The 14,772-nt window shown below is 42.1% G+C and carries 11 protein-coding genes and 1 tRNA gene; 1 reads left to right on the top strand and 11 read right to left on the bottom strand.

The annotated features are described in order from the left end of the window. Window positions 1–130: 130 nt before the first annotated feature. The 11 genes from IT970_RS05150 to IT970_RS05100 form a co-directional block, all read right to left on the bottom strand. Complete coding sequence (locus IT970_RS05150) at window positions 131–1,285, bottom strand: hypothetical protein (RefSeq protein ID WP_075593894.1); 1,155 nt, start codon at window positions 1,283–1,285, stop codon at window positions 131–133. A gap of 31 nt (window positions 1,286–1,316) precedes the next feature. Next, window positions 1,317–2,195, bottom strand: coding sequence for a lipoprotein NlpI (gene nlpI, locus IT970_RS05145; RefSeq protein WP_036969883.1), 879 nt, complete (start codon window positions 2,193–2,195; stop codon window positions 1,317–1,319). Window positions 2,196–2,320: 125 nt separating this feature from the next. Next, on the bottom strand, window positions 2,321–4,453 hold the full coding sequence (gene pnp, locus IT970_RS05140; protein WP_036969884.1) for a polyribonucleotide nucleotidyltransferase: 2,133 nt from the start codon (window positions 4,451–4,453) through the stop codon (window positions 2,321–2,323). A 258-nt stretch (window positions 4,454–4,711) separates the two neighbouring features. Then, the gene (rpsO, locus tag IT970_RS05135; RefSeq protein WP_036969894.1) at window positions 4,712–4,981 is read right to left on the bottom strand and encodes a 30S ribosomal protein S15; all 270 of its coding nucleotides are present in this window, start codon (window positions 4,979–4,981) and stop codon (window positions 4,712–4,714) included. 108 nt (window positions 4,982–5,089) lie between these two features. Beyond that, entirely contained in the window at window positions 5,090–6,034 is a 945-nt protein-coding gene (gene truB / locus IT970_RS05130) for a tRNA pseudouridine(55) synthase TruB (RefSeq protein ID WP_065978794.1), read from the bottom strand. Further along, window positions 6,034–6,438, bottom strand: coding sequence for a 30S ribosome-binding factor RbfA (gene rbfA / locus IT970_RS05125; protein WP_036969898.1), 405 nt, complete (start codon window positions 6,436–6,438; stop codon window positions 6,034–6,036). The genes truB and rbfA overlap by 1 nt, the downstream gene beginning before the upstream one ends. Before the next feature lie 110 nt (window positions 6,439–6,548). Further along, window positions 6,549–9,206: a translation initiation factor IF-2 gene (infB, locus tag IT970_RS05120; RefSeq protein WP_065978793.1), complete on the bottom strand. Its 2,658-nt coding sequence runs from the start codon at window positions 9,204–9,206 to the stop codon at window positions 6,549–6,551. Between the two features lie 25 nt (window positions 9,207–9,231). After that, a complete protein-coding gene (gene nusA, locus IT970_RS05115) occupies window positions 9,232–10,731 on the bottom strand; it encodes a transcription termination factor NusA (RefSeq protein WP_065978792.1) in 1,500 nt (499 codons plus the stop codon). A gap of 38 nt (window positions 10,732–10,769) precedes the next feature. Then, window positions 10,770–11,225 (bottom strand): ribosome maturation factor RimP, encoded by a 456-nt coding sequence (gene rimP / locus IT970_RS05110; protein WP_036969905.1) that lies wholly within the window; start codon window positions 11,223–11,225, stop codon window positions 10,770–10,772. A gap of 293 nt (window positions 11,226–11,518) precedes the next feature. Further along, window positions 11,519–11,595 (bottom strand) — tRNA-Met (locus tag IT970_RS05105). A 725-nt stretch (window positions 11,596–12,320) separates the two neighbouring features. After that, window positions 12,321–13,100, bottom strand: a complete 780-nt coding sequence (locus IT970_RS05100; RefSeq protein WP_196857657.1) for a hypothetical protein — start codon at window positions 13,098–13,100, stop codon at window positions 12,321–12,323. Window positions 13,101–13,210: 110 nt separating this feature from the next. Between IT970_RS05100 and IT970_RS05095 the strand changes: the two genes are divergently transcribed. Beyond that, window positions 13,211–14,770 carry a cryptochrome/photolyase family protein gene (locus IT970_RS05095; RefSeq protein ID WP_196857777.1) on the top strand — a complete coding sequence of 520 codons (1,560 nt, stop codon included), beginning with the start codon at window positions 13,211–13,213 and terminating at the stop codon, window positions 14,768–14,770. Window positions 14,771–14,772 lie beyond the last annotated feature (2 nt).

Raw genomic sequence — 14,772 nt, 5'->3', positions numbered from 1 at the left:
AAAGTTGGCTTCAAAAAAAGCTTACAGTGCGTATAGTTATACTGATCAGGTGCTATTTTGTCTATAGGAGAGCAGCCTATTTGCACATTTTTTAACCGCTTTGTGTGTTAAAATAGCAATAATTCTACGATTAGTCAGAAAATTTATCCAAGCTTGAAGTTGTTGTTATCGTTGGCTTTACACCTAAAAACGTGAAGTAATCAATAAACCTTATCGGCTTTGTTAAGGGCTGGTTAATTTGTTTTTGCCAAAGTTGTCTGTATTGCTGTGATAACGCCATTGTTTGGTATTGCATAATTGACCAATTAGGACTGGGTTTATACGCCATTGAATTCTTGCATGCGCGGCTCTTCTGCCAACCACTTGGTGGCAATACATCATTGGCAATGAATAAATTAGGCGCCACTTTACCCTGCTGTTTACACAACCACTGCTGTTTTTTCTCTGGAAGTGGGTATTCATCCTCAAAACCATTAAAGTGCATTAGCTCATGCAAAAACACTTGATAGCTCTGTTGAGAATTAATATGCATAATCCCCCCAACCACATTTGCCGCGCCCGACTCTGACATCATTACGATAAAGTCAAAGCCTGCAGGCCAATTGTATGCAACAGCGTTTTCCCAATTACACTGAACTGCCATATCATGATTACGGCAAGAAAACTGATCGCCAACGTAGACAATTTCACTAAAGCAAAAACTATTCTTCTCTGGCTCTGGTTTAGCTTGGTAAAAACGTTTAAATGATTTCAGTGCATTAATTCCTGCATGATGATCAGTCAACATCAACACATTAAATTTACACTGTGGCATGACACTCACTGTGTGTAATGACAATGAAAAATTGTGACGTTTTGCAAAATCGGCCTTTATATACTCTGCATCCGAGCGCTGGCGTAACAACCAAGCTTGCCTCGCATCGCCTTGTGGCAAACGATTCGTTTGCCACAACCATTCAATTGACTGCCACTGCTGCTGAGCAATCAAGTTGTCTGCTAAGGCTTGTTGCTGGTCCACAGCATAATTATCAAACTCGGATTGCCACCACAGCTTAGCTGCCGCAGGGTTACCTTGTTGTAGAAAGCGTAATGCGAGTTGGTAATGAGCATCTAACTCACCTAGTTCAGCGAGTTGCCGTAATTGAACATTATCAACAAGGGTAAGGTTTGAACTCACAACAGTGGGAGCCAAATAGAAAATGGCCACAGCACGTGTTGGGGTTTTATTAAAATAATAAAGATACGAAGGCGTGAAGTCAGATACCGAGCTTGAGAGAGTGCTCAAGCTCAGTAATAACCCGCCTATCAGGTAAACATTAGCTCGCGTCTTCACCAGCCATTAACTCAAGCTCTAGACGCGCATATTTATATTCAACAAACTCATGCACATTTGTTGCAAGAGCAAGCCTAAAATAATCAGCCGCAATGTAATCATTACCTGCTGCTTGATGTAATTTAGCTAGATAGAAATACGCCTCGCATAAACGATGCGCATACTCTTGCTCAGAAGTAACCCCTTCAATAATACCTGATAAGAATTCAAACTCACTGATTTCGCCTAAATACAATGCAAGTAATTGATAACCCCATTGGGATTCGTCAACCCCTTGTGAATTGGCTTTTAAATCAATCAGCGCTTGCTGCTTGTCAGCGTCTGCTTGTGCTAGGTAAAGCCATAAAACACGATAAGGGTCACTGGGTGAGCGGTCTAAAAACTGCTGTAAGTCGTCTTGCGCTAATAATGGACGATTTCCATAATACAACGCAATTCCGCGGTTTAAATAAGCATATTCATGCTGTTCATTGAGTTCCAGCGCCGAGTCAAAAAGCTCATACGCCTGCTCATACTGTTGCATAAGCGTGTGATGAATACCTAAAAAGTTATACACTTCTGCTAAATCAGGCTTTAGTTTAATGGCCCGATTAAAGTCTATACGCGCTAATGTCGACATGCCCAAACTGTCAAATAACACACCGCGATCATAATAAAGTTTTGCTTGTTGTTCTGCACTTAAATCGGTGCGATTAAGCAGCTCTGAATAACGGGCTATGGTAATTTCATTTCGAAAATCAGACGCTAATGGTGCGGTGAACGGCACATTAACAATAGGGACTGACTCAGGCTGAGAAGTTGTTTGACATGCACTTAAAGAAAAAATAGCCACAGCTGTCAATGCTAAGTGTTTAAAAATCATTAAAGTCCTTAATACCTGAATTCTCTGTAGACAAAGTTGAAGCGATTGAGTTTCATTAAAGCATAAAAAAAGGGGCTAAACAGCCCCTTTTTCTTGTATCCAGTAAATTACTGGAAAATCAAACCTTATTCAGCGTCTTTAGGCGCTTCTGCTGTTTCTTCAGCAGCCGGTGCCATCGCTTCTTTGATACTTAAACGTACGCGACCTTGGCGGTCAACCTCAAGTACTTTTACTTGTACTTCTTGGCCTTCGCTTAAGTGATCAGTAACGTTGTTTACGCGCTCAGTGCTGATTTGAGAAATATGCACTAGGCCATCTTTACCCGGAAGGATATTAACGAATGCACCAAAATCAACGATACGAACAACTTTACCTGTGTAGATTGTGCCTACTTCAAGTTCTGCTGTTAATTGCTCAATGCGCTTGATTGCATTATTTGCGCTAATGCCGTCAGTTGCTGCAATTTTGATTGTACCATCGTCTTCGATTTCAATCGTTGTGCCTGTTTCTTCAGTAAGTTGACGAATCGTTGCGCCACCTTTACCAATTACTTCAGCAATTTTCTTCGCCGGAATTTGCATCGTGTAGATACGTGGAGCGAACTGAGATAACTCTTCAGAAGGAGCAGAAATCGCTTCGTCCATTACACCTAAGATGTGTAAACGTGCAGCTTTTGCTTGTTTAAGCGCGATTTGCATGATTTCTTGTGTGATACCTTCGATTTTGATATCCATTTGAAGTGCAGTGATACCGTCTGAAGTACCCGCAACTTTAAAGTCCATGTCACCTAAGTGATCTTCATCACCTAAGATGTCAGAAAGAACAACAAAGTTTTCTTCTTCTTTAACAAGACCCATCGCAATACCTGCAACAGAGGCTTTAATAGGCACACCCGCGTTCATTAACGCAAGAGAAGTACCACATACAGACGCCATTGAAGATGAACCGTTAGACTCGGTGATCTCAGATACAACACGGATTGAGTAAGGGAACTCAGTTAGTGTTGGCATTACAGCTTGGATACCACGCTTAGCTAGGTTACCGTGGCCGATTTCACGACGCTTAGGTGAACCAACAAAACCTGTTTCACCTACGCAGAACGGAGGGAAATTGTAGTTAAGCATGAAGTGGTTTTTGTGCGTGCCCGTTAAATCATCAATTAACTGTGAATCACGTTCTGTACCAAGCGTTGCAGTAACAAGTGCTTGTGTTTCACCACGTGTGAAGATAGCAGAACCGTGAGTACGCGGTAATACACCCGTCATTACGTCTAGTGCACGGATCATATCTGGTTCACGACCATCGATACGTTTTTCACCGGCAGTGATACGGCCACGAACAATTTTCTTCTCTAAAGAACCAAATACTTTACTTACTTCTTGAGTATCAAGTGTTTCGTCTTCAGCAAGCTCAGCAGAAAGCGCTTCAATAACAGCGTCTTTAGCTGCGCCTAACGCTTCTTTACGCGCTACTTTGTCAGTGATGCGGTATGCTTCACCCACTTTATCAGCAGCAAGTTCAGCCACTTTCTCTTCAAGTGCAACGTTCTTTTCTGGTGCAGTCCAATCCCATGTAGGCTTGCCCGCTTCTGCTTTGAACTCATTGATTGCGTTGATGATAGCCTGAGATTGCTCATGACCATATACAACAGCGCCTAACATAACATCTTCAGACAGTACGTTCGCTTCAGACTCAACCATTAATACCGCGTTGTCTGTGCCCGCAACCACTAAATCAAGTTGGCTTTCTTCAAGCTCTTTTAACGTTGGGTTTAGAACGTATTCGCCGTTGATGAAACCAACACGTGATGCACCGATAGGACCATTAAATGGAATACCAGAAATTGCAAGCGCTGCTGATGTACCAATCATTGCAACCATATCAGGTTGGATTTCAGGGTTTACAGAAACAACTGTCGCGATAACTTGTACTTCATTTACGAAGCCATTCGGGAAAAGTGGACGAATTGGACGGTCAATTAAACGTGCAATAAGTGTTTCGCCATCGTTAGGACGACCTTCACGCTTAAGGAAACCACCTGGGATACGACCCGCAGCGTACATACGCTCTTGGTAGTTAACTGTTAGTGGGAAAAAGTCTTGACCTGGTTGTGCATCACGCTTACCAACAACAGTAACAAGTACTGAAGTGTCGCCAATGCTTGCAAGTACAGCGCCGTCAGCTTGACGAGCGATAGCACCTGTTTCTAGTGTCACAGTGTGTTGACCTAGTTGAAATTCTTTAATAATTGCTTGCACTTAAAAATGTCCTTTAAATGTAGAAGCAACTCAGAAAAATTAGCCCGTAAGCTGCATCTCTGAATTGGTAAAAATAGTCCATCAAAGTACCAATTACAGTACTTAATTAACCTTAAGTAAAATCAATTAAGTACTACAATTGGCAATGATGATTTTTCAAACACTTAGCAACCTGTGCTACTAAGTTGTGCGCTAGTATACCTTTCATACGCGCACAAAAAAAGGGGCTATATAGCCCCTTTTCTCGTAATCTAGTTCTTAGCGACGTAGGCCAAGCTCTTGGATTAACGCAGTGTAACGTGCAATGTCTTTACCTTTAAGGTAATCAAGCAGTTTACGGCGTTGGCTTACTTTGCGAAGAAGACCACGACGTGAGTGGAAATCGTGCTTGTGATCAGCAAAGTGACCTTGAAGCTTGTTGATATCGAACGTTAGAAGTGCAACTTGTACTTCAGGTGAACCAGTGTCGCCTTCAGCGCGTGCAAATTTAGCAATGATTTCAACTTTTTCTTGATTGCTTAGTGACATAGTAACTCCAAAAATTAATTTAAATTGTGTCTTAGCCGATCACTAATTCAGCCAAAACGATTGAGCGGGCGTATTCTACCAGCTTTAGCAATAACTACAAGGTAATCTTTACTCTGGCAGTTGATTCGATAAACCACGCTTTGATTTTAGGTGACCGTCTTTATGACGCTCGCCTGTGCCAATGAATATACCATCAGCCATTACTTTCACCACACCATCAGGCACGGGCTTACCAATCACCACGGTTTGACCATGGCTAAATGCCATACCTTGTTCTTTACTAATTTCAATCACAGGTAAGTCAACCAACGCGGTATCCATGGGTAACAAAAGCGCATCTAAATAAGTAGACGGTGCAACGTCATCGGCTTTGGCTTGTTGCAATTTTTCTTCAAGTTGCTCAAGCGTCACCATTTTATCACTCGGATAATGACCAACAGCACTTCGGTGCAACATAATAACGTGTGCGCCACACCCTAACTTTTCACCAAGGTCATCCACAATAGTGCGAATATACGTCCCTTTCGATACATGGGCGGTCATTTGCACTTCGTTATTTGCTTCATCAAACTCATCAAGCGTTAAACTAAACACATTAATTTTTCGGCATTTACGCGGTACCTCAATGCCCTCGCGTGCATATTTATATAAAGGCTGGCCTTGATATTTTAATGCTGAGTACATTGATGGGTATTGGTCCGACTCACCTAAAAAACTTGCGATCTCTTGCTCGAGTTGAGCACGAGTTACCGCTACTGGACGCGTTTCAACAACTTCGCCATCCGAATCTGAGGTGGTTGTACGTTCCCCAAGTTTAGCGCGTACGACATACGTTTTGTCCGTGTCTAACAAAAACTGGGTAAACTTAGTTGCTTCACCAAAACAAATCGGCAGCATGCCTGTTGCAAGCGGATCGAGCGCGCCGGTGTGCCCGGCCTTCTGTGCAAAGTAAATGCCCTTTGCTTGCTGCAATGCTTTATTAGACGAGATACCTTGCGGCTTGTTAAGTAATAAAATGCCGTCAATTGCACGGCCTTTACTGCGTCTAGCCATTAGTCTTTAGTGCCTTCTTCGCTATCATCTTCGTTGACATGCTTTGCATTATCTTCACGAATAACCGAGTCCACTAAATTTGAAATACGCATACCTTCCATCAGTGAGTTATCAATGACAAAACGTAACTCTGGCATAATGCGCGCACGAATGCGTTTACCTAATAAAGAACGAATATAACCCGTTGCTTCATTCAGGATTTTAGCGCTCTGCTTGGCTTTATCTTCATCATCAGTATTGAATACTGTAATAAATACTTTCGCGTACGAAAGATCGCGAGATACCTCAACTGCAGACACCGTTACCATACCTAAGCGCGGGTCTTTAATTTCGCGTTGAAGAATAACAGCAATCTCTTTTTGAATTTGCTGTGCAACACGATCAGTGCGAGAAAATTCTCTCATTATACTTCACTCTAAAATTATAACTTATTGATGTATATAAATAAGTTAATTTAATTACGAATACACAAATGGGGGCTTAGCCCCCATTTATAATAGTGACTTAGACGAAATTAAAGTGAACGTTGTACTTCAACCGTCTCGAACACCTCGATTTGGTCGCCAACTTTAACATCGTTATAGTTCTTAACGCCGATACCACATTCCATACCGTTACGAACTTCAGCTACGTCATCTTTAAAGCGACGTAATGATTCAAGCTCACCTTCATAGATAACCACGTTATCACGAAGTACACGGATAGGTGCGCTACGCTTAACGATACCTTCGGTCACCATACAACCTGCGATAGCACCAATCTTAGGTGACTTAAACACGTCACGAACTTCAGCAAGACCAATGATCTCTTGCTTAAATTCTGGTGCAAGCATACCAGACATGGCTTGTTTAACTTCTTCGATCAGGCTGTAGATTACGCTGTAGTAACGTAGGTCTAGGTTTTCTGATTCAATCACTTTACGTGCTGATGCATCGGCACGAACGTTAAAGCCTACAACGATTGCATTAGAGGCTGCTGCAAGTGTTGCGTCAGTTTCGGTGATACCACCTACGCCTGAACCAACAATCTTCACTTTAACTTCATCAGTAGATAGTTTAGTTAATGAATCAGCAATTGCTTCAATTGAACCTTGTACGTCCGCTTTAAGTACCACGTTAACTTCAGAAACATCGCCTTCAGTCATGTTAGTAAACATGTTTTCAAGCTTCGCTTTTTGTTGACGCGCTAGTTTCACTTCACGGAACTTACCTTGACGATATAAAGCAACTTCACGGGCTTTACGCTCGTCTTTAACCACCGTTGCTTCATCACCTGCAGCAGGGATACCAGAAAGACCTAGAATCTCTACAGGAATAGATGGGCCAGCAGACTTAATGTCTTTACCATTCTCATCTTTCATTGCACGTACACGGCCGTATTCAAGGCCACATAGTACGATATCGCCTTGGTTAAGCGTACCAGACTGAACTAAGATAGATGCAACTGGACCACGGCCTTTATCTAAGCGTGATTCGATTACAACACCCGCAGCCATCCCTTCTGATGGTGCAGTTAGTTCTAAGATCTCAGCTTGCATTAATACCGCTTCAAGTAAGTCATCAATGCCTAAACCTGTTTTTGCAGAGATATGGACGAATTGCGTGTCACCACCCCACTCTTCAGGAATAACGTCTAGCTGTGCTAATTCGTTTTTAACGCGATCTGGATCTGCGCCTTCTTTGTCCATTTTGTTTACAGCGATGATTAGAGGCACGCCAGCTGCACGCGCATGCTGAACCGCTTCTTTAGTTTGTGGCATTACGCCATCATCTGCTGCAACAACAAGGATTACGATATCAGTGGCTTTTGCACCACGAGCACGCATTGAGGTAAATGCGGCGTGACCTGGTGTGTCTAAGAACGTGATCATGTTGCCATTTGTTTCAACATGATAAGCACCAATGTGCTGAGTGATACCACCCGCTTCACCTGATGCTACTTTCGCTGAACGAATGTAGTCAAGTGTTGACGTTTTACCATGGTCAACGTGACCCATTACTGTCACAACCGGCGCACGAGGAAGCGCTTTGCCTTCTTCGTTACGGTCGTTTAGCACTTTCTCTTCTAATTCATTTTCTTTAACAATGATAACCTTATGTCCCATTTCTTCAGCAACAAGCTGTGCTGTTTCTTGGTCGATCACTTGGTTGATGGTAACCATGTCACCCATTTTCATCATTGTTTTAACAACTTCGGCACCTTTAACAGCCATACGCGATGCAAGTTCAGCAACAGTGATAGTTTCACTGATACGAACTTCATTTTTAACGTCTGCGGTTGGTTTTTGGAAACCATGCTGTAACGATGTAGGCGCTTTAAGCTTGCCTTTTTTACCTTTAGGTGCAACAAATTTTTCTTTTGCTGGACCTTTTTTCTTTTTCTTAGCACGGCGAGCTGTTTGCTCTTCACGAGCATCAGACTCATCTTCTGCTTCACGTGCATAAGTTGAAGTCGTAAGGTGGTGATCAGCACTTTCTTCACGCTGCTTACGCTCTTCTTCTTCTTTCTTCCAGCGAGCTTCATTTTCTTCAGCTAGCTTTCTTGCCTCTTCTGCTTGACGTTTCGCTTCTTCTTCAGCTTTTCTCAATGCGGCCTCTTCTGCTTCTTTTTGCAGACGCTCAGCTTCGGCGCGATCTTTTTCAGACTTAGCACTTTGTTCTGGGGTCATCTGCTTCTGTTTCGCTTTACGCTCAGCTTCAGCTTTGCGTTTAGCCTCTTCTTTGGCTTTACGCTCAGCTTCTTCTTTCGCTTTACGTTCTGCCTCTTGTTTCGCTTTTAGCTCCTCAGCTTCTTGCTGGGCTTTAAGCTCTGCTGCTTTACGTGCAGCTTCTTCTGCAGCTAAACGCTCTTCTTCTTGCTGTTGCTCAATGGCGCTTTTCTTAACATAAGTACGTGTTTTACGTACTTCTACTTGTACAGACTTTGCTTTACCTGTAGAGCCAGTCACACTCAGTGTGCTCTTGCTTTTACGTTGCAAAGTCATGCGAGCAGGGCCTTCCGAGCCCGTGCCGCCATGCTGCTTGCTAAGGTGATCAAGTAACGTTGACTTTTCAGCCTCGCTCACCATATCACCTGCTTTTTTAGAAATACCGGCTTGCTCAAGCTGCTGTAGTAACTTATCAACAGTTGTACCAATATCTCCGGCTAGTTTTTCAACATTTACTTCTGCCATAGTGTGTAATACCTCCGTTAATAAATTACTCGTCTGCGAACCAACAAATGTTACGCGCAGCCATAATTAGTTTGCCAGCTTCTTCTTCTGAAAGCTCAGTGATATCAACTAACTCGTCGATACCTTGCTCGGCTAAATCTTCTAATGTTATAACACCTTTACTTGCCATAACGAATGCAAGGTGACGCTCTAAACCTTCAAGGGCTAATAAGTCCTCTGCAGGTTCTGCACCTTCTAGGCTTTCTTCAGTTTTAAGTGCTTTGGTTGTCAGTGCGTCTTTCGCACGTGAACGTAAAACATCAACTGTTTCTTCGTCTAAGCCATCAATTTCTAAAAACTCTGATGCTGGTACGTAAGCAACTTCTTCAAGGGTTGAGAAACCTTCGTTGATTAGTAATGTTGCAAACTCATCATCGATATCTAGGTACTCAGTAAATAAGTTGATTAACTTGTCTGACTCAGCTTCATTTTTCGCACGCATTTCATCAACCGTCATTACGTTTAATTCCCAGCCAGTTAACTGGCTAGCAAGACGAACGTTTTGACCATTTCGACCAATTGCTTGCGCTAGGTTATCAGCTTCAACAGCGATATCCATTGAGTGCGTGTCTTCGTCCATCACGATAGATGCTACCTCAGCAGGTGCCATCGCGTTAATAACGAATTGCGCTGGGTTATCATCGTAAAGTACGATATCAACACGCTCGCCACCAAGTTCAGTAGACACCGCTTGAACACGCGCACCACGCATACCTACACAGGCACCTACTGGGTCAATACGTTTGTCATTTGACTTAACAGCGATTTTCGCACGTGAACCTGGATCACGCGCTGCTGCACGTAATTCAATCATTTCTTCGCCAATTTCTGGCACCTCAATGCGGAATAGCTCCATGAGCATTTCAGGCTTAGAACGCGTTACGAATAACTGTGCGCCACGCGCTTCAGGTTTAACTTCGTAAAGAAGACCACGAATACGGTCGCCCGGACGGAAGTTTTCACGCGGTAGCATGTCGTCACGGTAAATAACCGCTTCTGCATTGTTACCAAGGTCAAGTACGATAGCATCACGCGTTGCTTTTTTAACAACACCCGTTACTAACTCACCTTGTTGGTCTTTGTATTCTTCAACAACAAGTGCACGCTCAGCTTCACGTACTTTTTGTACGATAACTTGCTTAGCCATTTGTGTTGTAATACGGTCAAACTTAATTGACTCAATTTGTTCTTCTACGTAATCACCCATTTGCAATTCAGGGTCTTCAACTTGTGCCGCTTCAAGCGTGATTTCGCTATACGGGTGCTCAAGTGAACCATCTTCTTGCACAGGAGCGATTTTCCAGCGACGGAATGTATCGTAATTACCTGTTTTACGGTCAATTGATACGCGAACGTCAATTTCACCATCGTGTTTTTTCTTTGTTGCAGTCGCTAATGCGAACTCTAACGCTTCAAAAATCTTTTCTTTTGGAACCGCTTTCTCATTGGAGACGGCTTCAGCAACCAATAATATTTCTTTTGCCATGGGTTATGCCTCGCTTGCCCTATTCCTTCGCACTCGAATTAAAACTTTGCGATGATGTTCGCACGTTCAATGTTACTTAGCATAATCATATGCTCAGTCCCATCTGCTGAAAGTGTGATCATATCACTGCTAACTGATACTAAATCGCCTTTAAAATTACGGCGACCATCTTGTGGAAGCTTAGTACGCACGCGTACTTCTTCTCCTTGTGCCTTCTCGTAGTGATCTTGTTTGAATAATGGACGATCAACACCAGGAGACGACACTTCCAAATCGTATTCGTTTGTAATTGGGTCTTCGACATCTAAGATTGCGCTAACTTGACGACTTACGTCGGCACAATTGTCTACCGTGATCCCTGCATCATGATCGATGTAAACACGTAATGTAGAGTGGCGACCAGCTTGCACAAACTCAAGACCATGTAACTCAAAGCCTAACATTTCAACGGCTGGTGAGAGCATGGCTACTAAATCTTGCTCAAGTTTTGTCACGAAAATCCTCCATACAAACAAAAAAAGGGCATATAGCCCTGAAATACTGAGTTTAATAATGATTCATAAAATCATGCTAGATCAGATACAACAACGCCCCGAACCAAGCGGGGCGTCACACCTAAAGCATAAAACTGTGTGGCCTAGGGCCAAGCTTGGTTGCGGTCAATTACCTGACTAAATTAAACTAAATAGCCTAAACGCAAAACGCGCATTACCCAGAATGCGCGACTTCATACAGTAAAAAATTACTGTGCATGTTAAAGACAACTTACGATGTTTTAACATGAATTTGGTTGCGGGAGCCGGATTTGAACCGACGACCTTCGGGTTATGAGCCCGACGAGCTACCAGGCTGCTCCATCCCGCGCCAATGGATATCAAGTAAATTACTTAATATCGTTTGCTTGAGTGGCAAGCACATCAAGTCAATGGCGGCTATTATAAGCATGTAGCGCTCAATTAGCAACCTTCGGGCATGAATTAGTTGGACAATTTTTTACGAAAAAAAATAATGACAACCTTGTCATAAAATTTCCTATTTCCGGAAAAATAGGTCTATAGTTAACACTATAAGAAGAACAAACTATAGTGTTGGCTATTAAGCGATTTTCCTATGAGTCTATCTATTTTTCAAAAAAGGCTTTTACAACAGAATGTTGAATTGCTAAAACCTGATTTCCATCAATTTACGCACACCTTTTACCACAATTTGAGCCAGCGTAATCTAACAATGACGATGCCAAGCGAAGAGAGTGTAAGCAAACGAAGCTATATACTATTTTGTGCGCTTAATAAGGTTGTGTCACACCTTGATGACTTACTTTTGGTGATGCCTTTCATTCAATATATAGCAAACAACCTAAGCTTTTTGAATGTATCAAGTCACGATATAGACCATTTGTGTGACGCATTTTTCGACACGCTGGAGTCCCAGCAAAGAGGCTTAAACAGCCACCTAAAACAAGCGTGGTCACAGGCAATTCGTATATTTTCCAACATTGTTAAAAGCTATTTGTTTGCTTACAGTAATGTAATTTCAATCAATACACGTTGCGCTACTCGACTTAGTTCGTAGTTGAGGGCTGACACTAATTAATGTTGAGTAAGTTCATTATTCAGTCTATCGATTTGGCGCTGCTCAACAGCAATGAGTGTATTAAATTGACTGGTCACAGCAGACATTTTGTCTGATAAAGCCTGGTCGCTACTCGCATCGACTAGATTAGTCGGTCTGGTAGAGGCTTGTTGTTCAAGGCGCTTAATTTGTTGATTTAGCTCAACATGATAACGGTCAATTTTGTCTTTGTGCTCTGCGATTTCACGTTTAATCTGTTCACTACGAATAAAATGGTCAATTTCATTCTTTTCTGTATCGTTACTTTGCAAAACTAACTGGCTTTTTTCTGTGCTTAACCTGTCTATATTACGCTGCTCATTGTTGATCAATAAATTATAACGTTCTGAAACGGCAGACATCTGTTTGGCTATGGCGGCTTCTTTTTTTGCTCCGACCAAATTGTGCAGTTGCGCATCGGCTTGACTGCTTAATGCCGCAATTTCATTGTTCATCCGTTCTGAGTAAGAGTCTATTTTATTATTGTGTTCTGCAATTTTAGCGTCTATTTGCTTTAATCGAATATAGTTATCAATCTCTGCTGTTACATCGCTTGATTCAGAAACAGGTTTTGGCGAGCCTAATAATGTGGGGTTTTGCTCTTTAACGGTGATCAACTTTGCATCTTTGCCGCAAGGTTGTTGGCTAAACTCAACAATGCCATTTTTTTCACATTGATAAATTGCCGCGTTGGCCGCCTTGCTCAAAGTGACCCCTAAACAAACCAGTGTAAATAAAGTAAAGAAGCGTGGTTTCATAATATCGTCCCTGTTGTTTATCCTGTGTTTCTGTAAGCATGTTGTGGGCCAACACGATCTAAATTCAGCGGTATTACGTAGTAATTTAAATCAATTATCATGGGTTTACTATTGTGCATTACTCTACTTTGCGATTTATTTTTGGCGATCAACTCAATGCTAGCCACAGCTGGTATAAAGACGAAGACCAGCACACCACTCTTTATGTCATCGCTGAGCTAAAACAAGAAACCGATTACGTAAAACATCATACACAAAAAATTGCCGCCTTTTTCTTAGCAATGGAACACTTTGCAAAGGCGCTCAAAAGCGCGGGGTTTAATGTGCTACATCTTACCTTAGATGACACAAAAGATGACGAATCATTACCCGCCCTTCTTACCCGTTTAGCGAAACACTACCAATGTAAACGCATTGAATACCAGTATCCCGATGAATACCGACTCAAACAGCAATTACAGGCATTCTCAGAAAACAGTGAGTGTGCGATTAACGCATACGACACAGAGCATTTTTTACTTCCCTTTAATGATATATGCCAACACTTTAAAAAAGACAAGCATGTAAAAATGGAATTCTTTTATCGCGCAATGCGTAAACGATTCAATATATTAATGGACGAAAACAATGAACCCCTCGGAGGCAAGTGGAACTTTGATCAACAAAATAGAAACAAGTTAAAACAACATGATCTCAACGCAATTCCTGAACCACTGTGCTTTGGGCACGATGTTAAGGATATTCTTTCACGCATAAAAAAACATAACATAACGACATTTGGAGAGTGCGATCATTCGATACTTTGGCCAACAACACGTTATGAAGCAAAGCAGCTTCTTGATTTTTTTTGCGATCATTTGTTAGTTCACTTTGGGCAATTTCAAGATGCGATGACCTGTCAATCTGAGCACCAATGGTCGTTATATCACAGCCGCTTGTCGTTTGCTCTCAACACTAAAATGCTGCACCCAATGCAGGTTATTAAGCGCGTGATTGAGGCTTTTGAAAAACAGCAGCAAAAAATTGATATTGCCCAAGTTGAAGGGTTCATTAGACAAATTCTGGGCTGGCGCGAATATGTGCGTGGTATTTACTGGCAAAATATGCCTGACTACGCCAACAAAAATGCCCTTGACGCAAAGCGTGCCCTGCCCGACTATTTTTGGCACGCAAACACTAAAATGAAATGTATGCACCATGCAATTAAGCAAAGTTTAGACACCGCCTATGCTCATCATATTCAACGTTTGATGATAACGGGTAACTTTTGTTTGCTTACAGCCATAAACCCAAATGAAGTCGATGCTTGGTATTTAGGTATTTATATTGATGCTATCGAATGGGTTGAAATGCCCAACACTCGCGGCATGAGTCAATTTGCAGACGGCGGCTTAATTGCCACTAAACCGTATGCCGCAAGCGGTAATTACATTAATAAAATGAGTGACTATTGTAAGGATTGCCATTACAACGTGAAAGAAAAAGCCACCGATGATGCGTGCCCTTTCAATAGTTTATATTGGAACTTCATGCTAGAGCACGAACAATTGCTTAGCAAAAATCCGCGTATAGGCATGATTTATAACACTTGGTATAAACAAGACGAATCGCAGCAACAAGCCACTCTCAAACGCGCAAAGTGGTGCGTCGATAATTTAGAGAAATTATAAAA

This window comes from Pseudoalteromonas sp. A41-2 (assembly GCF_015767615.1).
GTDB classification, from domain to species: Bacteria; Pseudomonadota; Gammaproteobacteria; order Enterobacterales; family Alteromonadaceae; genus Pseudoalteromonas; species Pseudoalteromonas lipolytica.
The sequence above is the reverse complement of the archived record's forward strand: the minus strand, read 5'-3'. Positions and strand labels throughout refer to the sequence as shown.

Bases quoted from the DNA above. Each gene is read 5' to 3' on its own strand.
- nlpI (WP_036969883.1), bottom strand. From the start codon at position 2,195: ATGATTTTTAAACACTTAGCATTGACAGCTGTGGCTATTTTTTCTTTA.
- rpsO (WP_036969894.1), bottom strand. From the start codon at position 4,981: ATGTCACTAAGCAATCAAGAAAAAGTTGAAATCATTGCTAAATTTGCA.
- truB (WP_065978794.1), bottom strand. From the start codon at position 6,034: ATGGCTAGACGCAGTAAAGGCCGTGCAATTGACGGCATTTTATTACTT.
- rbfA (WP_036969898.1), bottom strand. From the start codon at position 6,438: ATGAGAGAATTTTCTCGCACTGATCGTGTTGCACAGCAAATTCAAAAA.
- infB (WP_065978793.1), bottom strand. From the start codon at position 9,206: ATGGCAGAAGTAAATGTTGAAAAACTAGCCGGAGATATTGGTACAACT.
- nusA (WP_065978792.1), bottom strand. From the start codon at position 10,731: ATGGCAAAAGAAATATTATTGGTTGCTGAAGCCGTCTCCAATGAGAAA.
- IT970_RS05100 (WP_196857657.1), bottom strand. From the start codon at position 13,100: ATGAAACCACGCTTCTTTACTTTATTTACACTGGTTTGTTTAGGGGTC.